Here is a 19,894-nt window from a genome sequence, read left to right as displayed (position 1 = left end):
TCTACGGCCTGCTAGGCTAGTGTGCTGTCCCGCTGATACGTGAGCAAAGTCGATGCAACTTTTCGAGGATCGAATCAGCGGTGGCGGTCCACTTGAAAGGCTGGCAGTCAACGTTGTGGGCTGCGACGAATTGATCGATGCGCTGCACAAGTTGTTTGACGCTGGTAAAGGAGCCGCGGCGGATTGCCTTGTCGGTGATCAATGCGAAGAAGCGCTCGACCTGATTGAGCCAGGAGTTGTAGGTCGGAATGAAGTGCATATGCCAGCGCGGCCGACTCACCAACCACGCCTTGATCTTCGGGTGGCTGTGGGTGGCGTAGTTGTCAACGATGCAGTGCACATCCAACTGGGCGGGAACAGCCTTGTCGATCTCACGCAGGAATGCGAGGAACTCCTGGTGCCGGTGGCGCGGCTTGCATGCGGCCAGCACCGCGCCGTTGAGCACGTTCAGCGCAGCGAACAGCGTGGTCGTGCCGTGGCGCTTGTAGTCGTGGGTGACCCCTTCGATGTAGCCGAACCCCATCGGAAGCATCGGCTGCGTGCGCTCCAGCGCCTGGCATTGGCTTTTCTCGTCCACGTAGATCACCAGCGCGCTGTCTGGCGGACTCAGGTACAGGCCGACCACGTCGCGCAGCTTCTCGATGAAGAACGGGTCATTGGACAGTTTGAAGCTCTCGGTGCGATGCGGCTGCAGCCCGAAGAGCTGCAAGTAGCGCTGCACGCTGGTCTTGGAGATGCCGGTTTCAGCGGCCACTGTGCGCACGCTCCAGTGCGTCGAGCCGTTGGCAGGCTTGGTGTGCAGCGTCGTCTTGATCAGGTGCGCCACCAGTTCGTCGTCGATCGTGCGCGCCGGGCCAGGGCGAACGTCGTCGTACAGGCCAGCGATACGACGCTCGATGAAGCGAGTGCGCCACTTGCCCACCGTTTGCTTCGTCAGCCCCAGTCGCGCGGCGATTGCGTTGTTGGCCTCGCCTTCGGCGCTGGCCAGCACAAGGCGCGCGCGGTTGCTCAATGCCGCCGACAGCGAGCGACTGCGCGCGAAAGACTGAAGCTGCAAACGCTCTTCGTCCGTCAGCACCAACTCGGCCTTGGGTCTGCCTGTTCTCATTGCGGTATCTCCGTTGCAAGGATACCCAAAAGGCATGCACGACTAATGCCAGTTATCTGCGGGACAGCACACTAGCTAAGCGATGAAATGAGGTGACCCGTCAGGCAAGGACTAAAAAGTGGCTTTGCGTTCACCCTGCGAATGCATCGCGGTGCGAATAACTGTGAGGGATACGAAGTCCGACTTGCATTTCATCTACTCAGCGTTCTCGGCGTTTTTTTGCGGAACACCTTGAGCAGGGCCTCGTATGCTATTGGTTGGACTGCCTGCAACCGCCGTCAATACGGCCGCTGCCAGCGGCGAAAATGACTACTTCGACGTGCCTGCGCGCCCAGCTCGTATCTTGCGCTCCCCTTTTGGCCAATTGGCAAGCGCTTGGTCTGCAACGGCCGTTAGAACATCCCGGCTGAATCCAGCCTTGGCTTGCACAGCGATGCCGTGGGCCACTGCGCACACGTAGGCTGCAAGAGAATGGGTATCTGTGCTTGGAGGCAAGTCGCCTTCTTCCCGAGCTTGATCAAGCCGCTCTCGAAGCGCCGACTGGCCTTTCACCCGCGCATCGATCAATGCGCGCTGAACTGTTGCGGCTTCGTCTGAGGCCGCCAAGGCCCCGTGGATTCCAAGACAACCGGTATGTTCAGGGTAGCGCGTGTTGAGTTCAACGGTGCCGTGCAAGATGTGGGCTGCAACCTCTCGACTTGTAGGGAGCTCAAAGGCTGCAGGGAAAAAGTCGAGGTAACTACTGTAGTAGAGCTCCAATGCTTTCAAGAAAAGTGCCTCCTTGTTACCAAACGCTGAATAGAGTGCAGGTCGTTCCACCCCCGTTGCTTGGGTCAGATCCTTATACGACGCGCCCTCATATCCCTTGCGCCAGAAAACACTAAGCGCTGCATCTAGCGCACAATCCACATCAAACTCGCGATGACGACCCATTACTCACCTGTCTTTCTTCCAGAGCAATGGTTATCATAACGATCATTTTTTTCAAGGATTAGCATCGTCGCGATGCTTCCAGTCAAGCGCACATGACAAGGTCGTTCTGAAAGCGCATCAACCGTTGTACAACCACCCGCGCGTTGTCCACGGCGAGACAGACGTCTCAGCCAAGAGAATGGGAACCTAAGCGGAAACGGATGCAAGCGCGATGTTCAATGCGAGTGCTGCATGCTCGTGCTCAAGAACGACTCGGCCAATGCTCAGTATCCGTCTGGCCAAGTCATATTGACCCTGGGCGAAGTGCGATTCAGGCCGACGGCTTCCAGTGATACGGCAGCAGTTCGGCCAGCGCCGACGCCGGCTGCGTGGGCAGGCGCTCCAGCACGTCCTTGAGGTACGCGTAGGGCTCATGCCCGTTGAGCCGGGCGGTGTGCAGCAGGCTCATGATGGCCGCAGCCCGCTGGCCCGCGCGCAAGCTGCCAGCGAACAGCCAGTTCTTCCTGCCCAGTGCAATCACGAGGTCATTCTGCCCATGTCGGGCAAGAGGTCGAAGTCTTCTACCGCTGGCACGCGCTGTACGGCCGTCGTGTGCGACGTCAGTACAGCGAGCAACGAGCGACGGGCGAGGTTGTTCACGTTGAGGTGAGTCCTGGCGCCGTCATCGTGGTGGCAGCTTGGATGCTCGACGCAGCCTCTTGCGCCGGCATGAGTCTTGGTGCTCCAGGCGCGTCGATCGCCGCCCTGACCGAACTGCATCAGTTGCTGTCGCAACGAGGGCTTCGGCGAAGCTCCTGCGGTGTCCATCACACCGATCGCGAGGAGCAAGATGACGAGTTCACCCAGACCCCACCTGCGCAGCCTGGTACCGGCTGCGCCGGCGTCGCCACGGCAATTGAGCATGGCGTTCGAGTCCCCTGTCCTTCAGGGGATATGCCCAAGCGAACGCGCCAACGCGATCGCGCAACTGGCGATCCTGCTGCTTCAGGCGGCTGGTGTGCAGCGGACTGGAGCTGACGATGGCGAACACTGATCTGCTGCCCGCCACGGTGCTGCGTCGCAAGGCCGTCGTCTACGTGCGGCAGTCCACCCAGACGCAGGTTCAGAACAACCTGGAGAGCAAGCGCCGCCAATACGACTTGGTCGAGGAGGCACGCCGCCGCGGATTCACGCAGGTCGAAGTCATCGACGATGACCTCGGTCGGTCCGGGAGTGGCATGGTGGCCAGACCCGGCTTCGATCGGCTCGTCGCGTGGCTCTGCGCCGGCGAGGTCGGTGCCGTGCTGTGTTTCGACGCGTCGCGGCTGGCGCGTAATGGTCGCGACTGGCATCACCTGCTGGAGCTTTGCGGCTTGTTCGAGGCTCGTGTGATCGACCTGGATGGCGTCTATGACCCGTGTCGTCCCAACGATCGGCTGCTACTGGGCATGAAGGGCAGCATCAGCGAGTTCGAGCTCGGCGTGCTTAGAGCACGCATGTTCGAAGCCGCCCGCGCCAAGGCCCAGCGCGGCGAACTGCGCATCAGCGTACCCATTGGCTACGTCTGGCATCGCGAGGTCGGTTTGGGGCTTGATCCCGATCTGCGCCTGCAGGAGGCGATCAGGTTGATCTTCGCTCGCTTTCGCAAGCTGGGCAGCGCGCGCCAGGTCTTTCTCTCGCTCGCAGCTGAACAGGTTCAATTCCCGCGTCCCTCTGATGGCAAGAAGATGGTGACGTTCGACTGGACCCCGATCCGCTATCGCAATGTGATCTCGGTGCTCAAGAACCCCTTCTATGCAGGCACGTACGCCTACGGCAAGAGCGAGAAGCGCACCACTCTCGTGGAGGGGCGGCTGCGCAAGAGCTACGGACACGGCAAGCCGGTCGAGCAGTGGGAGGTAATGCTCAAGGACCACCATGAGGCCTACATCGATGCGGCCGAGTTCGAGCGCAATCAGAAGCAGCTTGCCATCAATGCCTACGGTAAAGTCGGGGCGCGGTGGCCGAGCGCTGCTTGCGGGGATGCTCTGCTGCGCCCGCTGTGGCCGCCGTCTAACGGTGGCGTATACGGGCCGAGGGGCTGGTCAGCCCGTGTATCGATGCGACCGCCGCAGCGTGCAATTGGCGCTGCCGCAGTGCTTCGGCTTCGGAGGTCGTCGACCCGACGAGGCTGTCGCACGAGAGCTCCTGAGAGCGGTCGAGCCCTTGGCTATCGAAGCGGCATTGCAAGCTGAACGGAGGCACATGGAAGTCCAAGCGGAACAGCGGCGAATCGTGGACCTAGAACTGCAGCAAGCACGCTATGAAGCAACGCTGGCAGAGCGCCGCTATGCGGCATGCGACCCCGACAACCGTTTGATCGCCGCACAGCTCGAGAAGAGCTGGGAGTCGGCGCTGCAGCGTGTGCAGGCATGCCAGCGGCGCTTCGACGCTGTAGATCAAACACTGTCGGCCGTTGCGATGCCCGATCTCGGTGGACTCGCCCAAGATCTCTCTGCCGCATGGGATGCGCCCGGCGTGACAATGCGCACTCGCCAGCAATTGCTTCACACCTTAGTCCAGGAGATCTTTGCCGATCCCGATGAGAAGACACGAGAGATCGTGCTGACGATTCATTGGCGCGGAGGTCAGCATTCGTAGATCAGGCTCGCGAAGCCGAAGTCCGGCGAGCACGGCTGTCGAACTCCCGATGAAGCCCTGGCTGTGATCCGCAGCATGGCGGGCAAGTGGTCCGACGAGCATATCGCCGCTACCCTCAATCGCATGGGCCTTCCCACAGGTCAGGCGAAGACCTGGACCGCGCATCGCGTGAGCTCCGTGCGTAGGGTGAATGACATCCGCGCGTACTCTTCAGCGCACAAGGATGGGCAGTGGTTGACCATGTCAGAGGCCGCAACCGAACTCGGCGTCAACAATCACCGCATTCGGCGTCTGATCAAGGACGGCATACTGCCCGCCGAGCAGGTTGTGCCGCGGACGCCGTATCAGATTCGAGCCAGCGACCTGCTGGATCCGAAGGTCATCGACGCGGCAGCCCGGACCGATCGCCCGTGTCGGGCCGTCGGCGAGAACCAGATCCCAATGTTTTCAACTACTTAACGAAGTGGGGCACTATGAACAGGTCATTGTGATGGGCCGGATCAGGTTCTTGATGCGGTTGTTGTCTGCCGCCAAGTTGCCATCGTCAATGAAGCGCGTCAGCGCCGCCCAGCGCTTGAGGCTGTAATCGATGGCCTTGGCGGTCGTCGTGCCGTCAGGCACCTTCTGGCGGTTGGCGATCAGCCACGCATGCAGCAAGTCGGCCGCCGTCCTGGACTTGAGCTGGCGGATGCGCAGTCGCTCGTCGTGCGTCAAGTCCTTGGCCTCGCGCTCGATGTCGTAGAGGGTGCCGAACAGCTTGAGCGCTTGCTCGGCCAGCGTGCTGCTGTGATTGGCCCACAGTTCGTGGAACTTGCGCCGAGCGTGGGCCAAGCAACCGGCCTCGGTCACGCCGGTGTTCATGACCTGCTTGTAGCCGGCGTAGTCGTCGCAGATCAGCGTGCCGCGCCAGCCGCCTGTGCCGTCTTCGGCAATGCCCAGGAAGCGTCGTGCATTGTGACCCGCGCGGCTCTCGGCAAAGTCGAAGACCACTGCGCTGATGTCGTCCCAGGCCGTGCTGCAGTAGCTCCACAGGTAGGCACGGTGGGTTTTGCCATCGCGCATGCCTGCGGGCTTGAGCATGGCCGCCGGCGTCTCGTCGGCGTGCAGCACGCGGCGCTTGAGCAGGTCCTCGCGCATGGCCTGCACCAGCGGGTCCAGTTCCACACCGATGGCACCGATCCACTCGGCCTGCGTCGAGCGTGGCACGGCGAAGCCGGCGCGCCCGAGGATGCCCTCCTGGCGATACAGCGGCTGGTGGTGGATGTACTTGGCCACCACCACGTGCGCCATCAAGCCGGCAGTGGCGATGCCCTTGTCGATCACACACGCCGGTACAGGCGCTTGGACCAGCGTATGGCACTGGGCGCAAGCCCACTTGCCCCGCACATGCCGCTCCACGCTGAAGCGGCCCGGCTCGTAGTCGAGCTTCTCGGACACGTCCTCGCCGATGCGCCGCATCTGGCAGCCGCAGCCCGGCGTCGCGCAGGTACTGCTCTCGGGCTCGTGGTGGACGTCTCGGCGCGGCAGATGAGCCGGCAGCGCCTGGCGCTTGGGCGTCTGCTTCTCGCGCGGCTCTTTGGCCGGGTGCTTGAGCTTGCCGATCTCTCGGTCCAGCGCCGCCAGGTCCTCATCAATGGCCTCTTCCAGCAAGCTCTTCTGTTTGGGGCTGAAGCGCTCTGAGGTGGCGGCGAACTTCGGTCGCTTGAGCACGGCCATCTCGTGCGCCATTTTGGCGTTCACGGCGCTGATGTGCTTGATCTGGGCCTGCTGCTGCAGGGCCAGTGCGCACACCTCGGCGAAGCTCATGCCCGCAAAGGCTGGGTCGATGACGTGGGGGCTGTCCATCACTGCCGTGATGCTGCCAGCGCAAGCGGCAGCGCGCCATCAGCACAGTCAGCAATGGACGGCTCGGAACGAGATGATCAGAGCGAGGTGATCACACCCGCCTCCCCGATGCGCTGCCATGGCAGGCCCAGCACCAGCGCATCCAACTGTGGCCGGGTCAGTGCCAGCGTGCTGCCCTCCTGGGGCCAGACGAAGCGGCCGGCGTTCAGCCGCCTGGCTGCCAACCACACGCCGATGCCGTCGTGCACCAACGCCTTCATCCGGTTGGCGCGCCGATTGGCGAACAGGTAAGCGTGGTGCGGCCGAGCCTCACCGAAGACCTTGACCACGCGGCCCAGCGCCGTCTCGGTGCCGGCGCGCATGTCCAGCGGCTCGCAGGCCAGCCAGATCGCGTCCACCCGGATCACCGCAGCAGCTCGCGCGTCCACGCGGCAAAGTCCACCGCCGCACTGGCCGGCCAGGTGATGGTCATCGTGACGGCTCCGCGACGCAGTTCCACGCGGATGTCCGCTGGCGCCGCTGCAGACACTGTCGGCATGGCAAGCGGCAACGCGATGAACTCGCCTGTCTTGGCGGGCGTCGCACCCTTGCCCTCACGGGCCATTTGCCGCCAGCGGTGCACCACGTTGGCGTTGATGCCGTGGGCCATCGCCACCTTGGCTACCGACGCGCCAGGCTCGCCGCACTCGGCCACCACCTGCGCCTTCATCGACGCGCTGTACTGCCGCCGCATGTCTGTCTTCTCGCTTGTCATCGTGTCCACCTAAGTTACGTGGACACTATCCTTGCTGCTGCGCTCGACGACTTCAAGATGACTTGGCCGGACGGATACAATGCTCAAACAAGTTCAAAAGCTGCATTTTTGATCTGAACGGGACACCAGACAAGCAAGCGCTGAGACGCGATGCTAGTGCACACGGTCCCTAAGCGACGGTACGTAGCACTTGGTAGTCGGTTGCGCCCACGTATCTAGTGGCAGCTCCCGATCCGTTGCGCACTTTGGCTTCTCGCGGGTTCACTAGGTCGAGTGCTTCGCAACGTATTGTCAAACTGTCAACGGTATCGATGCATAGTTGAATGAATAACCATCTCCACCGCGTCGAGCTGCGTCAATTGTTCGGTAGAGTCTGCTGGCGCTCCTCGGATAGACCCCGTGCCACATGGATATGTGTGGACGCTCTCCCTACATAGGCGGAGGGGAACTGGTTGTTACGAACGCGTGTTTGGTTGTGCCGTCCGATTCGATCGTCTGGAAATACCGTTGTTAAGTGGGCCGACCGGTGATACACCGGTCTACTTGCCTTTCGGTTTGTCTACGTGAGTCGGTCCATACGCCACGCCGCAGGCGTGGCACCAGTCAGTTTGCGAAACGTTCGACCAAAGTGAACTGCGTCGGCAAAACCAGTGGCAATGGCAATGTCTTCCAAGCCGTCGTTCGTATTGAGTAAGAGGTTCCTGGCGCTCTCGATGCGTGATTGCAACTGCCACTGGTACGGCGCCAACCCAGTAGAGGCCTTGAAAGCGCGGCTGAAGTGAGATTGCGACAAACCAGCTATTTTTGCGAGCGTCTCAAGCTCCACCTTTTCCGGCATCTTCGACTCTAGATAGCCCAAAGCATCCTTAAGTTGAATGGCTGAAAGTCCGCTCTCGCTTCCTTTGGACTCCTTAGGTCGCTCGAAGAGCCGTGCTGCTATTGCAGCGGTCAACGAATCACCGTACAGCTGTGCTGTCGGGTCCGTGTCGCTAATCGAATCTGTGAGCAATTTGACCAATGTCCAGAGGCGATCGTCGAAGAGTCGCAGGTGAGGTGTATCGACAGGCCCCAATGATTCACAGATGCCCAGTCGGTCTTGAAGCATCGCCACGTCGAAACTGATAGCAGCGCACTTCACGTAGAGAGTGTCTGATGAATGGCCCCACAGCTCATGCCCCGCCGGAGCGAAATACATGTGCTTGGGCTTGTAAGCGATCGGATTGGGCTTGTTTGCGGCAGACCTGGTTTCCGCATGGTCTCGACCGACTTCCTCAAGTAGGGTGCCAAGTCGAGTGGATTCCTCATGGCTGTCCATTTGAAACAAAACCCTTCCCGTGCAAGTGAATTCATTTAGATCCACATTCACGCCATTCCAGTTGCGGCTGGACACCGTCAACATGGCCATGTTTTCAGGTAGTTCAGCGTCGGTTGACGTAGTAGTTTGATAAGCTGGACATGCACTCATGACGCATCTCTCTTCATGGACTGGCGCCTCTATGGAGGGCGGGAAGTTGGATGCGACGGATCTTCCCATTTTTTTTCTCGAGACGGTGATCGCAATTTTGCGTTTCTGTGTCGCACATTTAGGAACACCAAATGGGGATAGAAGATTTGCTAACCTTTGTGGAGGTCGCCGACTCAGGGTGCATCACATCCGCCGCCGATCGCCTCGGTATTGCCAAGTCTGTAGTGAGCCGCAGGCTGATCAAACTTGAGGCCGAGCTCGGTGTGCAATTGCTTGTGCGAAACACGCGTGGCGCGTTCGTAACAGAAGCTGGCGCCACTTTTCGCCAATACGCCGCTAGGATCTGCGCGGAGATTGACGCTGCAAAAGAGTCCATACTTCCCGATGGAGATTTGCGTGGCCGACTTAGGATCGCGGCACCTCTATCGTTTGGCCCGACCCACTTTGCTCCGTTGCTGGCGGAGTTGGCGCTACAACACCCGCAGCTCCAGATCCACACCACTTACAGCGACCGCACTGTGGATCTGGTCGCAGAAGGGTACGACTGCGCGATTCGGGTGGGTCACTTGGCAAGCTCCAACCTTGTCGCTCAACGAGTTGGGTCTGTAAACGGAGGGCTTGTCGCTAGCCCCACTTACATCATGGCCCATGGCCAGCCAGAATCACTAGATCAACTCACTGATCATGCATTGCTGGTGCAGGGGATGCATCCTTGGCAACTGATGAACGGAGACGAGGTCGTAACAATTAGGCCACAAGGCCGCTTCAGTGCGGACAACGGAATTGCGCTTGTCGCTGCCGCAGTGGCCGGTGCAGGGATAGGCTATTTTCCGTTTGGACTGATGCGCTCTCATTTAGCGTCTGGTGCTCTCGTCACAGTTCTTCCGCAGCACCCCAGCAAGCCCGCAGGAGCTTTCGTCGTTCGCCCTCCAGGCCAACATCCTTCTCGTAATCTTCGAGTGCTCACCCAGATGCTAAGGGACTACTTTGCCAAGTTTCCAGACTTTGACTCTGGTTCGATTCAGCCTTAAGGCAACGCTGAATAAGCCCTGGATGGTCTGAGATTTGCATGGCCTGAGGATCCCCAGATCCTGTGCCCGAACATGAAGCAGCAGACCCTATCCGTAGCAGCCGATCAGGCCGATGCTTTCGAGCAATACCGCAAGCCCACCCGGCGCGATACCTTCCTGGCAACCATGCAAGCCATCGTGCCTTGGCAGGAACTGTGCTCGGTCATCGAGCCGCACTATCCCAAGGCCGGCAATGGGCGCCCGCCTGTGGGTCTAGAGCGCATGCTGCGCATGTACTTCGTTCAGCATTGGTTCAATCTTGCTGATGAAGCCTGCGAGGACGCGCTGCTCGACAGTACGGCCTTGCGGCGCTTCGTAGGAATCGATCTGGGCTGTGAACGTGTACCGGATGCCACGACGCTGCTGAGGTTTCGCCGGTTGCTGGAGAGGCACGAGTTGGGCGAGGCTTTGTTTGCCAAGGTGGGCAGGTGCTGCAGGCCCAGGGGTTGAGAGTGGGAACGGGAACCATCGTAGATGCCACCATCATCGGTGCGCCCAGCTCCACCAAGAGTACCGACAAGCAGCGCGACCCCGAGATGCACCAGACGCGCAAGGGCCAGCAGTGGTACTTTGGCATGAAGATACACATCGGCGTGAACAGCCGTAGCGGACTGGCTCACGGCGCTGTGGTGACAGCGGCCAACACCCACGACAAGCATCCACTGCCCGATCTGCTACACGGCAACGAGCGGCGTGTGTATGGCGACAGCGCCTACGCCAGCCAAAAGGCATTGATTGCTTCCAAAGCACCGCAAGCACACGACTTCACCAACCAGCGGGTGCGCAAGACGGGCGAAGTCGATGAAGCCGAGCGCTCAAGAAACCGCAGCAAGTCCAGGGTAAGGGCCCGAGTGGAGCATGTCTTTGCGGTGGTCAAGCGGCTGTGGGGCTTTACCAAGGTGCGCTACCGTGGGCTGGCCAAGAACGCCACGCGCTCGTTTGTGGCCTTGGGCCTGGCCAACATCTACTTGGCGCGCAAGCATCTTGGGGCATGAGTGCGCCCGCAATGTGAGCGTCCAGTGGCCTCATCTTGAAGACAGACCGGCGGTATAGGAGCCTCGTGTCCACTAACTCTTGGTGGACACGTGAACACTATCTCAGATCAACAGGTCAGCCCGCGCCGGCGGCGTCGCCTTCACAGTGATGAATTCAAAGCCGATGCTGTAGCCAGCTGCATGCAGCCTGGCATGTCGATGGCTGCCGTTGCAATGGCCCATGGCGTCAATGCCAATCTACTGCGCCGTTGGGTGCGCGAGGCCGAGCTGAGGCCACCGGGCATCGCCCTAGGTAAGCCCACGGCCCGTGGCATGCAAGCTCCAGAGGCCAAGCCTTTGTTCGTCCCTGTGAGCCTGCCGCCACCGGTTGCAGCAGAACCGGTCGCCGACATCCGCATTGAGCTGCAGCGCGGTGCCACAGCGATCACCGTCACCTGGCCGGCCAGCGCCGCCAGCGAGTGCGCCGCGTGGATGCGTGAGCTGCTGCGATGATCCGCATTGACGCGATGTGGTTGGCTGTAGAGCCTATCGACATGCGTGCCGGTGCCGACCGGCTGCTGGCGCGCGTGGTGCAGGTATTCGGTGCTGCTCAGGCCCACCACGGCTACCTCTTCGCCAATTCCCGCGGCACTCGCATCAAACTGCTCGTGCACGACGGCTTCGGCGTGGGGTGTGCGGCGCGGCGCCTGAACGCCGCTCACTTCACCTGGGCCTCAGCTACTTTGGGCGGTCCAGCCTCGCTGGAACTCGGGCGTGCTCAGTTCGACGCCCTGGTGCTCGGCCTGCCCTGGCAGCGTCTGCTAGAGCTGCAGCGCATCTGCCGGGCATGAGCGCCGCACTCTGACAACGGCAGTTGTGCTGATGGTGCTGCCAGGCCGTGTCTGGCACGATGCCCCTATGCTCGACCTGCGCAACCTCACGGCCCATGACCTGCAAGGTCTGGCGCCGGATGCCGTTGCGGCGCTGGCCCGGCAGATGCTTGAACACATCGAGCAGCAGGCTGGCCAGTTGCAACAAAAGGATCGAGAGATTGAACGCAAGGACCGCGAGATCGCGCTGCGCGAGGCCTAGCTGGAGAAGGTGCAGTTCGAACTGGCGCGCCTGAAGCGCTGGAAGTTCGGCGCCAAGACCGAGGCCATGAGCGCCGACCAGCGGCGCCTGTTCGAGGAGACCTTGGCCGAGGACGAGGCAGGCCTGCAGGCCCAACTCGATGCACTGCGCGCCCAGGTCACGCAAACCGGCCAGGGCCCCCCCCCGAAGCCCCCGCCGCGCCGGCCGCGACGCCAAGCGCTACCCGAGCACTTGCGTCGTGTCGAACACCAGCACGAGCCTGCAGACACCACCTGCCCGAGCGAGGGCTGCGGCCGCGCCATGACCCGCATCGGCGAAGACGTCAGCGAGTGGCTGGACATCATCCCGGCCGAGTTCTTCGTGCACCGCTACATCTATGGCAAGTGGGCGTGCCGCTGCTGCCAAGTGTTGAAGCAGCAGCCCACCGTCCCTGAGATCATCGACGCGGGCCTGCCTGCCAGCGGGTTGCTGGCCCATACGCTCATCAGCCGCTTCGCCGACCACTTGCCGTACTACCGGCAGGAGGCGATCAATGCGAGGGCCGGCGTGCATACGCCACGCTCAACGCTCGCCAGTTGGGCTGGCCAGGCTGGAGCGGCCCTGCAGCCGCTGTACGAAGCGCAAAAGTGCTTCGTGCTCGCCAGCCGGGTTCTGCACGCCGACGAGACGCCGGTAGCGCTCTTGGACCCGGGCGCTGGCAAGACCCGCAAAGCCTATGTGTGGGCTTATGCCCGCAGCTACCACGACCCGACACCGGGCGTGGTCTACGAGTTCGCCCGCGGGCGTGGGGCGCAATACCCAATGGACTTCCTGGCTGGGGATGTGCGCGCAGGGCTGCCCGCCTGGCAAGGCACGCTGCTGACTGACCGCTACGGCGCCTACGACCCGGTGCTCGATGAGCGAGTGCACCCAGGTCGCAAGGCCGCAGCATGCGTGGCACACGCCCGGCGAAAGTTCGACGAGCTTGCCAAGGCCGGCACCAGCGCGGTGGGCGAGGATGCGATACAGCGCTTTGCAGGCATCTACGCGGTCGAACGTGAACTCGCTGGCTTGAGCGATGAGGGGCGGCGCAGCGGGCGGCAAGCACTGACCCGGCCGCTGTGGGACCAGCTCGGCGCCTGGCTGCAACTTGAGCGCCGGCGCGTTGCTCACGGCGGCTCGACGGCAGCTGCCATCGACTACACGCTCAAGCACTGGACGGCACTCACGCATCACCTCGAAGACGGCGCGGTACCCATCGACAACAACCACCTGGAGCGCCAGATCAAGCCATGGGCGATGGGGCGCAAGGCCTGGATGTTCGTGGGCAGTGAACTGGCCGGACAACGCGCGGCTGCGGTGATGAGCTTGGTGCAGTCGGCCCGCATGTGTGGCCACGAGCCTTGGGCCTACCTGCGCGATGTTCTGCTGCGGCTTCCGACGCAGCTCAACAGCCGCATTGAGGACCTACTGCCGCATCGTTGGCAGCCCGCCTAAAACCGCCGATCGCCTGCCGCAAGGTGGGTCGACTAGACGCTCACCCCGCAATGGGCACCAAGGGCGCTTGAGGCCGTAAACGGCCTCGGGATCTCCGGGACACCGGCGTATTGCCGAGGTTCCGTCACGCGAAATTCGATCAGAGCACAGGGGCTGGCGGAAACGGGGGCTTGTTGAGCGTTGCCTTACCGAAAAGGCCCTATCGACCATAGGCGCCAGGAGCTGGTAGACCCGACGGAAGCTTAGTCGTGGTTACCGTTAGGAGTTCGACATCATTGCCCGGGCGTAGACTCGGCTGGCTGCGCTCTATTGGCCGCCCTCCTAAGCAAAAGTGCCTTCCCGGCCATTTTGCCGCCCAACGTCTCGTGAACAAAGCGTTCGGAATCATGAGTCCTTACGGTCTTCATGATTTCGTCCGCTTCATTCTCGTCAGCTCCAGTGGCAAGCACCGCTTCTCGGCCCAGTTGCATAGCGGACTCAAAAGTTTCGCGTATCACATAGTCAGCACCTACCGCGTTCAAAGCCACAGCGTGTTCACGGTCATAAGCCCGGACCAAGAGCTTCGCTTGGGGAAACGCGACTCGCGCGATTTCCACGATCCGGATGCTTGCGGTCCGATCATTGATGCAAACCATGATGACGCTCGCAGTTTTCGCGCCGGCAGAGTGCAGGATGCTCAGGTAGCTCCCGTCTCCATAAAAAACTTTGAAGCCGTAGCTTTGTGCCTCTCGGATGACGCTTGTGTCGCTGTCAATGACAGTCAGCGATGCCCCGCGCGAAAGAACCCCTTGACTGGCGATTTGTCCCACGCGACCAAATCCGATGATTAGTACTCTTGCCGTCCGTTCAATCGCTGGTTCTTCGGCTTGCCCATTGCGCTGCACTCGTAAGCGGCTGTACAGCTTGTGAGTCATTACCGCTAAGGGCGTAAGAGCCATCGACAAAACTACGATGGCTGTGACGTTGGCGTGGATTGCAGGAGTGATGATGAGTGCTGAAGCCGCGGCCGAGAACAGGACGAAGGCGAACTCGCCACCTTGAGCCATTAGTACAGAGCGTTCGAGCGCTTCTTCGTGCGATGCCTTCGAGATCCGTGCCACTAGATAGATGCAGGCTGCTTTCGTAAGCATGAGTGAAGTGACGCTCGCGACGATAAGTCCCGCATTCTCCCGCACGACAGCGAAGTCAAGCGACATCCCCACCCCGAGAAAAAATAGCCCTAGCAATATTCCGCGGAATGGCTCAATGTCGGCTTCCAGTTGGTGACGGAAAGTCGATTCCGATAGAAGTACGCCGGCGAGGAAGGCTTCTAGTGCCATGGAGAGTCCTCCCATCTGCATCAACAGGGCTGCTCCGAGCACTACAAACAGAGCTGCTGCGGTCATGGCATCTTTCGCGTTTGCCTTCGCGAGAGCTTCGAACAAAGGATTCAGAAGCCAGATGCCCGCAACAACCAAAGCCGCGACTGAGCCGACAGCAGTTGCTACGGTAGTAAGCTTTGCTGCCGCCGAAGCTTCCAAGTGAACTGGCAGTGGTGCGAGAAAAGCGATGAGCGCAAGCAGCGGTACGATGAGGAGATCCTCGAACAGCAAAATCGCGACGATTCGTTGGCCACGAGGTGAAGCGACGTCGCCGCGCTCGGACAACGTTTGCATGACGATTGCGGTGGATGTGAGGACGAACCCCATTGCGCAGATGAATGCAGCAGGCGGGGTAAGACCAAACGTAATGCTAACCAGCGTGAGCAATGCGCCACAGACAACCATCTGCATACTACCCAATCCGAAAATGGCTTTGCGGAGACTCCAAAGATGCGACGGTCGCATCTCAAGTCCGACGACGAACAAAAACATTACAACGCCCAGTTCTGCCACGTGGACGATTGCCCCTGCGTCTTTGAACCAACCAAGCCCAGAGGGGCCTACCACTAGGCCAGCGCATAGATACGCCAACACGGTCCCTAACCCAAGTCGCTTGAATATTGGTACCGCTAAAACCGCGGTCCCGAGCAGAAGCACTGCCGGCATGAGGTCGCGCCCGAGGTTTTGATCGGCCATGCTCAATGTTCCTTTTGGAGATTGTTTGCTAGAAAAGCTTAGTCCTCGTGCGCATGAGTCGCCCGCTCAGAGTGCGCGAGCTGAGGCTGACATGCAGAGAGATCAACAGTGACCAATCAGATCCACGCAGAGGTCTGGTCGGAATGCGTTCTGCTGATCCTCAGCAGCGATCGTGTAGCTTTGAATCGAGTACTGGTTCATGAAGAGATTGTTGTTTGCAACGGGCGCGTAGGCACTGTCGGAAAGTGCGCTGCATAGTCAGAAAGCACCGGGAAAGAGACTGTCAAAAACTATGTGTTCAGGGCATAGCATGACGATAGGAGCATGTATGCCAAGCAAGTTGAACAAACCCAGGAAGGCTGCACCAGCACTGCCGACCATCCCCAAAGAGATCCTTGACCAGTTCGGGCAAGGAGCGATGACGGCCGATGCCATCAACGCCGCCTCCATGGCGTTCAAGAAGGCCTTGATCGAGCGGGCGCTGGGTGCCGAGCTGAGCCACCACCTGGGCTACCCGCACGGGGCCGACAAGCCCTCGCACAGCCCCAACCAGCGCAATGGAACGAGCGGCAAAACGGTGCTGACCGAGGACGGCCCATTGCAGATCGATGTTCCCCGTAACCGGGAAGGCTCCTTTGAGCCAATCCTGATCCCCAAGCACGAAAGGCGCTTCACTGGCTTTGATGACAAGGTCGTGGCCATGTACGCGCGTGGCATGACCGTGCGCGAGATCCAGGCCTTTCTGACAGAGCAATACGGCGTGGATGTCTCAGCGCAATTCATCAGCTCGGTCACCGACGAGGTGATGGCTGAGGTCACCTCCTGGCAAAGCCGCCCCCTGGAGCCCATGTACCCCGTGGTGTTCTTTGATGCGCTGCGCGTGAAGATCCGCGAGGACGCAGTGGTGCGCAACAAGGCGATCTACCTGGCGCTGGGCGTCTTAGCCGACGGCTCTCGCGATATCCTGGGACTGTGGATCGAGGGCACGGAGGGAGCCAAGTTCTGGATGAAGGTCTTCAATGACCTCAAGACACGCGGCGTCAACGACATCCTTGTCGCGGTGACCGATGGGCTCAAAGGCATGCCCGAGGCGCTGGCGGCTGTGTTCCCGGCCACGACGCTGCAAACGTGCATCGTGCACCTGATCCGCAACAGCCTGGACTTTGCCAGCTGGAAAGACCGCAGAGGGCTGGCGGCAGCGCTCAAACCGGTCTACACGGCGGCGACGATGGAGGCGGCCATGAAGGAGCTGGATGCCCTGGAGGCGGGAGCCTGGGGCCAAAAGTTCCCTACCGTCATAGCGGCCTGGCGCAGGGCGTGGGAGCGGGTCATTCCCTTCTTTGCCTTCCCACCAGCCATTCGCAAGGTGATCTACACGACCATGCCATCGAGAGCATCAATGCGCAGTTGCGCAAGATCATCAAGACCCGAGGCCACTTCCCCAACGATGAGGCGGCGAACAAGCTGATCTGGTTGGCGTTGCGCAACATCACGGCAGAGTGGGGGCGCGCTGCGCCAGATTGGAAGAGTGCGATGAACCAGTTTGCGATCCTCTACGAGGGTCGCTTCATCAAGTCCGCTGCTTAGACAAGCAGCTTCACCGCCTTGAACACAAGAAATCTGACACTCCCCCGGGAAATCCAAATCAACGGAGTGGCACATGAGCAAATTCAACTGGTCTTGCCAGGATTAGTCAGTGACGGCCTCATCGGCTGAGCGGAAACTTTCTCCCGTCAAAAGCAGGATTCGATGACGGGCCATTCAAAGCCCTGAAATCTACTGATTCACCAGTCGCGAGCTTGCATGGGCGACTGTGAAATTCTTGCTGGCGACTAACACCGCTCAACTCTACCAACCCACCATGAACAGCATCAGACGCCTTCTTATCGCATCGGTCACGGCAACCTGTGGCCTGATGTTCCATCCCATCACTACCGCAACCCCAGCAACTGCGAACGGAAAAAAGATGACCACAAGCCAATACATCACCGCCAACGATGGCACCCAACTCTATTTCAAAGACTGGGGTCCGAAGAACGGACAAGTTGTTGTGTTTAGCCACGGCTGGCCTCTCAACTCGGACAGTTGGGAGTCGCAGATGCAGTTCTTGGCAGAGAAGGGATACAGGGTTATCGCACATGACCGTCGAGGCCATGGCCGCTCCGGCCAGCCTTGGGAAGGCAACACAATGGACCAATACGCTGACGATTTAGATGCTGTTTTGCGCAAGCTCAATGTCAAAGGCGTTGTCTTGGTGGGCTTCTCTACTGGCGGGGGCGAAGTAGCGCGCTACGTCGGGCGTCATGGGACCGCCCGTGTATCCAAGGTTGCGCTCGTCAGCGCAATCACACCTATTATGGGAAGAACCACTACGCACCCTGAAGGCGTTCCAACAGAAGTCTTCGAAAGCCTGCGCAAGGGTTCGCTCGAAAACCGATCGCAGTTGTACAAAGATATCGCTAGTGGACCATTCTTCGGATTCAATCGTCCCGGGGCAAAGGTTTCGACAGGTCTGATCGATAGCTTCTGGACGCAAGGCATGCAGGCCAGCAGTAAAGCGACGTACGACTGCATTAACGCGTTTTTCTATTCAGACTTCCGTGATGACCTAAAGAAGTTCAATATTCCAACCCTGGTCGTTCATGGTACGGATGACCAGATTGTGCCGATCGAAACCACTGGCCGAGCAGTTGCCAAGCTGGTTCCAAATGCGAAGCTTATCGAATACGCTGGCGGCCCACACGGTATCACCGATACGCACAAGGACCAACTGAACAATGACCTGCTCGAATTTGTGAAGAAGTAAAGATGAGCCCGTGGTGCGTAGCGCCCGGGCGTTCTCTTGATAGCACGAAGGCGTAGAAACAATACCGAAGGGCCGACACATGAAGGCTGTGGTCTATAACAACGCGGAAGGGTTGGGTGTCCTGGAGTACAAAGACGTACCGGATCCTTCAGTCAGGTCTGATGATGTGCTGATAGAAGTGGAAGCTATATCCATTGAGAAAGGTGACGTAAGTGACCGCCGTCAAAGCGCTCCGCCTGATCTTTCGTGGACAGTTGGGCTAGCCGCTGCGGGTGTCGTGCGAGCCGTCGGATCCTGCATAGAAAATCGGAAGGTGGGCGACAGAGTCGCCGCATTCGACGTTCAGGGTTCACACGCGGAATTGTGGGCCGTGCCTGCAACGCGGACTTGGCTTCTTCCTGACCAGGTTGCTTCAAAAGACGCCGCTGTCATGACAATGTCTTTTGGCACCGCAAATCACTGTCTCTTCGTGAGATGCGGGTTGCTACGCGGAGAGACAGTCTTGATACAGGCGGCCGCCGGCGGGCTAGGGATTGCTGCGGTTCAGCTCGCTGTACTTGCGGGTGCAAACGTATTAGCAGTGGCTAGCGGAGCCCTTAGGTGCAAAATGTTGTACGCGCTAGGGGCCTACCATGTTATCGATAGAACGACGTGTGACGTGGTCAGTGAAGTGTTGCGCGTTACCGGCAACAGGGGGGTCGATGTCGCACTAGACCCAAATGAAACGACGTTGCGTGATTCGATGGCTGTGCTAGCGCCCGAGGGCCGCCTGGTGTTCGTGGGGAGTGCGGGCAGCACAGCCATAGAAGTTGATCTCAGAAAGTCAATGCAAGCCAATCAGACGCTTTTCGGCGTTTCTATGGGAGCAGTTCTTGAGAAGCCGAAGGTTTGGTCAACGGTGGATTCTTTGTTCAAGCAACTTGCCACGCAGCGAATAAAAGTCCTGATTGATAGGACATTCCCACTTTCAGACGCGGCAATTGCACACCGGTACGCGGAGAACACAGCATCGTTTGGTCCTGTCGTCTTGACGCCGTGATCGATGGCCCTGAGAAGGTATTGATCTCCGCAGTGTTATCGGCTTCACATGTGCGGCGTGAAGAGGGTCTCGGCGATGAGAAAAGCAATCACCGGTTGTCGCGTTAACTGGGCTGTGCCACATCAACAGTGAGTGGTTGGGTCGTAGCTTTGGGACTGCTTTGCATCGGCGGGTCGGAATCAACTCCAGAGGACGGCTTCGCAACTCTTTATTTGAGAAATCTGCTGTGAGGCCTTGACAGCTTAGTCCGGATATCTATCGGATCTCATAGGGCACCCCCGCTCAGGTATCGCCGTACGTCCATATCGTCCTGAGGATAGGCCACTGGATTCACAGCTTACGCCTCTGCATCTGGTGCGAATCTTTTTCGGATTCCCTTGTGAAGGTCTGCTCGCGAAGCTTACGCCCATTGTTTGAGTCTTGTTGGAGACGACATCTCTGGACTGCCCTGCGCAAATGAAATCGGCGATCAGCAGTAATTCTTTTGAACTGCTGCGCGCACGATTGGACAGTGACGGGCTCCGCTCTTCTCGGCAACATACGTCGCATGAAGTATGAGTTTTCGCGAAAGCATCCGAAGCAGCAATCGCTGTCGAACACTTGCTAGATGGATAGGTCTAGGCAGAAGTCGTTTTAACCCATCTCCTCTTTTCTGT

At 59.8% G+C, this 19,894-nt stretch carries 18 protein-coding genes and 4 pseudogenes; 13 read left to right on the top strand and 9 right to left on the bottom strand.

What is annotated here, in order from left to right; translation table 11 throughout:
• Positions 1-16: 16 nt before the first annotated feature.
• From ASE28_RS11570 to ASE28_RS11560, 4 genes and pseudogenes are all read right to left on the bottom strand, one after another.
• Positions 17-1,108 carry an IS630 family transposase gene (locus ASE28_RS11570; protein ID WP_057266687.1) on the bottom strand — a complete coding sequence of 364 codons (1,092 nt, stop codon included), beginning with the start codon at positions 1,106-1,108 and terminating at the stop codon, positions 17-19.
• Positions 1,109-1,417: 309 nt separating this feature from the next.
• Positions 1,418-2,041 (bottom strand): TetR/AcrR family transcriptional regulator, encoded by a 624-nt coding sequence (locus tag ASE28_RS31350; RefSeq protein ID WP_082608040.1) that lies wholly within the window; start codon positions 2,039-2,041, stop codon positions 1,418-1,420.
• A gap of 310 nt (positions 2,042-2,351) precedes the next feature.
• Positions 2,352-2,555: pseudogene (locus ASE28_RS11565) on the bottom strand (transposase domain-containing protein); the annotation flags it as partial.
• Between the two features lie 2 nt (positions 2,556-2,557).
• The gene (locus tag ASE28_RS11560) at positions 2,558-2,944 is read right to left on the bottom strand and encodes a hypothetical protein (RefSeq protein ID WP_057266686.1); all 387 of its coding nucleotides are present in this window, start codon (positions 2,942-2,944) and stop codon (positions 2,558-2,560) included.
• 116 nt (positions 2,945-3,060) lie between these two features.
• On the opposite strand from ASE28_RS11560, the pseudogene ASE28_RS32685 reads away from it, so the two are divergent.
• The 4 genes and pseudogenes from ASE28_RS32685 to ASE28_RS32975 all read left to right on the top strand — a co-directional run.
• Positions 3,061-3,930, top strand: a pseudogene (locus ASE28_RS32685) (recombinase family protein); the annotation flags it as partial.
• A 7-nt stretch (positions 3,931-3,937) separates the two neighbouring features.
• A pseudogene (locus ASE28_RS33570) lies at positions 3,938-4,090 on the top strand (hypothetical protein); the annotation flags it as partial.
• Positions 4,091-4,264: 174 nt separating this feature from the next.
• On the top strand, positions 4,265-4,660 hold the full coding sequence (locus ASE28_RS32980; protein WP_235516134.1) for a hypothetical protein: 396 nt from the start codon (positions 4,265-4,267) through the stop codon (positions 4,658-4,660).
• Positions 4,661-4,723: 63 nt separating this feature from the next.
• Positions 4,724-5,119 carry a helix-turn-helix domain-containing protein gene (locus ASE28_RS32975; protein ID WP_235516102.1) on the top strand — a complete coding sequence of 132 codons (396 nt, stop codon included), beginning with the start codon at positions 4,724-4,726 and terminating at the stop codon, positions 5,117-5,119.
• Between the two features lie 12 nt (positions 5,120-5,131).
• Here ASE28_RS32975 and ASE28_RS11550 read toward each other — a convergent pair whose 3' ends face one another.
• From ASE28_RS11550 to ASE28_RS11535, 4 genes are all read right to left on the bottom strand, one after another.
• Positions 5,132-6,505 carry an IS66 family transposase gene (locus ASE28_RS11550; RefSeq protein ID WP_057266685.1) on the bottom strand — a complete coding sequence of 458 codons (1,374 nt, stop codon included), beginning with the start codon at positions 6,503-6,505 and terminating at the stop codon, positions 5,132-5,134.
• Positions 6,506-6,582: 77 nt separating this feature from the next.
• The gene (gene tnpB / locus ASE28_RS11545) at positions 6,583-6,933 is read right to left on the bottom strand and encodes an IS66 family insertion sequence element accessory protein TnpB (protein WP_157421944.1); all 351 of its coding nucleotides are present in this window, start codon (positions 6,931-6,933) and stop codon (positions 6,583-6,585) included.
• Positions 6,909-7,238 (bottom strand): transposase, encoded by a 330-nt coding sequence (locus ASE28_RS11540; RefSeq protein ID WP_235516101.1) that lies wholly within the window; start codon positions 7,236-7,238, stop codon positions 6,909-6,911. The genes tnpB (ASE28_RS11545) and ASE28_RS11540 overlap by 25 nt, the downstream gene beginning before the upstream one ends.
• A gap of 580 nt (positions 7,239-7,818) precedes the next feature.
• Entirely contained in the window at positions 7,819-8,724 is a 906-nt protein-coding gene (locus tag ASE28_RS11535) for a helix-turn-helix domain-containing protein (protein WP_082608039.1), read from the bottom strand.
• A 131-nt stretch (positions 8,725-8,855) separates the two neighbouring features.
• On the opposite strand from ASE28_RS11535, the gene ASE28_RS31345 reads away from it, so the two are divergent.
• The 6 genes from ASE28_RS31345 to ASE28_RS11515 all read left to right on the top strand — a co-directional run bounded on the left by ASE28_RS31345 (position 8,856) and on the right by ASE28_RS11515 (position 13,336).
• Entirely contained in the window at positions 8,856-9,755 is a 900-nt protein-coding gene (locus ASE28_RS31345; protein WP_082608038.1) for a LysR family transcriptional regulator, read from the top strand.
• 72 nt (positions 9,756-9,827) lie between these two features.
• Positions 9,828-10,789 (top strand): IS5 family transposase gene (locus ASE28_RS11530; RefSeq protein WP_235516100.1). Its coding sequence is split into 2 segments (ribosomal slippage): positions 9,828-10,221 and positions 10,221-10,789, totalling 963 coding nucleotides; the frame shifts between segments, so codons are not numbered across the junction.
• Positions 10,790-10,879: 90 nt separating this feature from the next.
• Entirely contained in the window at positions 10,880-11,281 is a 402-nt protein-coding gene (locus ASE28_RS11525; RefSeq protein WP_057266682.1) for a transposase, read from the top strand.
• Positions 11,278-11,619 carry an IS66 family insertion sequence element accessory protein TnpB gene (gene tnpB, locus ASE28_RS11520; protein ID WP_057266681.1) on the top strand — a complete coding sequence of 114 codons (342 nt, stop codon included), beginning with the start codon at positions 11,278-11,280 and terminating at the stop codon, positions 11,617-11,619. The genes ASE28_RS11525 and tnpB (ASE28_RS11520) overlap by 4 nt, the downstream gene beginning before the upstream one ends.
• A 67-nt stretch (positions 11,620-11,686) precedes the next feature.
• Positions 11,687-11,860: a hypothetical protein gene (locus tag ASE28_RS32970; RefSeq protein WP_235516099.1), complete on the top strand. Its 174-nt coding sequence runs from the start codon at positions 11,687-11,689 to the stop codon at positions 11,858-11,860.
• 9 nt (positions 11,861-11,869) lie between these two features.
• A complete protein-coding gene (locus ASE28_RS11515; protein ID WP_235516098.1) occupies positions 11,870-13,336 on the top strand; it encodes an IS66 family transposase in 1,467 nt (488 codons plus the stop codon).
• Between the two features lie 272 nt (positions 13,337-13,608).
• Here the strand turns inward: ASE28_RS11515 and ASE28_RS11510 are convergent, their stop codons facing one another.
• Positions 13,609-15,393, bottom strand: a complete 1,785-nt coding sequence (locus ASE28_RS11510) for a monovalent cation:proton antiporter-2 (CPA2) family protein (protein ID WP_057266680.1) — start codon at positions 15,391-15,393, stop codon at positions 13,609-13,611.
• Between the two features lie 328 nt (positions 15,394-15,721).
• On the opposite strand from ASE28_RS11510, the pseudogene ASE28_RS11505 reads away from it, so the two are divergent.
• The 3 genes and pseudogenes from ASE28_RS11505 to ASE28_RS31340 all read left to right on the top strand — a co-directional run bounded on the left by ASE28_RS11505 (position 15,722) and on the right by ASE28_RS31340 (position 19,238).
• Positions 15,722-16,980: pseudogene (locus ASE28_RS11505) on the top strand (IS256 family transposase).
• Between the two features lie 274 nt (positions 16,981-17,254).
• Positions 17,255-18,199 (top strand): alpha/beta fold hydrolase, encoded by a 945-nt coding sequence (locus ASE28_RS11500; protein WP_082608068.1) that lies wholly within the window; start codon positions 17,255-17,257, stop codon positions 18,197-18,199.
• A 79-nt stretch (positions 18,200-18,278) separates the two neighbouring features.
• Positions 18,279-19,238 (top strand): zinc-binding alcohol dehydrogenase family protein, encoded by a 960-nt coding sequence (locus tag ASE28_RS31340; protein WP_082608037.1) that lies wholly within the window; start codon positions 18,279-18,281, stop codon positions 19,236-19,238.
• The last annotated feature ends 656 nt before the right edge of the window (positions 19,239-19,894 follow it).

It is taken from the genome of Acidovorax sp. Root219 (assembly GCF_001428665.1).
GTDB lineage: Bacteria > Pseudomonadota > Gammaproteobacteria > Burkholderiales > Burkholderiaceae_C > Acidovorax.
The sequence above is the reverse complement of the archived record's forward strand: the minus strand, read 5'-3'. Positions and strand labels throughout refer to the sequence as shown.

Bases quoted from the DNA above. Each gene is read 5' to 3' on its own strand.
- ASE28_RS32980 (WP_235516134.1), top strand. From the start codon at position 4,265: ATGGAAGTCCAAGCGGAACAGCGGCGAATCGTGGACCTAGAACTGCAG.
- ASE28_RS31345 (WP_082608038.1), top strand. From the start codon at position 8,856: ATGGGGATAGAAGATTTGCTAACCTTTGTGGAGGTCGCCGACTCAGGG.
- ASE28_RS11535 (WP_082608039.1), bottom strand. From the start codon at position 8,724: ATGAGTGCATGTCCAGCTTATCAAACTACTACGTCAACCGACGCTGAA.
- ASE28_RS11510 (WP_057266680.1), bottom strand. From the start codon at position 15,393: ATGGCCGATCAAAACCTCGGGCGCGACCTCATGCCGGCAGTGCTTCTG.
- tnpB (WP_057266681.1), top strand. From the start codon at position 11,278: ATGATCCGCATTGACGCGATGTGGTTGGCTGTAGAGCCTATCGACATG.
- ASE28_RS11560 (WP_057266686.1), bottom strand. From the start codon at position 2,944: ATGCTCAATTGCCGTGGCGACGCCGGCGCAGCCGGTACCAGGCTGCGC.
- ASE28_RS31350 (WP_082608040.1), bottom strand. From the start codon at position 2,041: ATGGGTCGTCATCGCGAGTTTGATGTGGATTGTGCGCTAGATGCAGCG.
- ASE28_RS32970 (WP_235516099.1), top strand. From the start codon at position 11,687: ATGCTCGACCTGCGCAACCTCACGGCCCATGACCTGCAAGGTCTGGCG.
- ASE28_RS11570 (WP_057266687.1), bottom strand. From the start codon at position 1,108: ATGAGAACAGGCAGACCCAAGGCCGAGTTGGTGCTGACGGACGAAGAG.
- ASE28_RS31340 (WP_082608037.1), top strand. From the start codon at position 18,279: ATGAAGGCTGTGGTCTATAACAACGCGGAAGGGTTGGGTGTCCTGGAG.
- ASE28_RS11550 (WP_057266685.1), bottom strand. From the start codon at position 6,505: ATGGACAGCCCCCACGTCATCGACCCAGCCTTTGCGGGCATGAGCTTC.
- ASE28_RS11540 (WP_235516101.1), bottom strand. From the start codon at position 7,238: ATGCGGCGGCAGTACAGCGCGTCGATGAAGGCGCAGGTGGTGGCCGAG.
- ASE28_RS11500 (WP_082608068.1), top strand. From the start codon at position 17,255: ATGAACAGCATCAGACGCCTTCTTATCGCATCGGTCACGGCAACCTGT.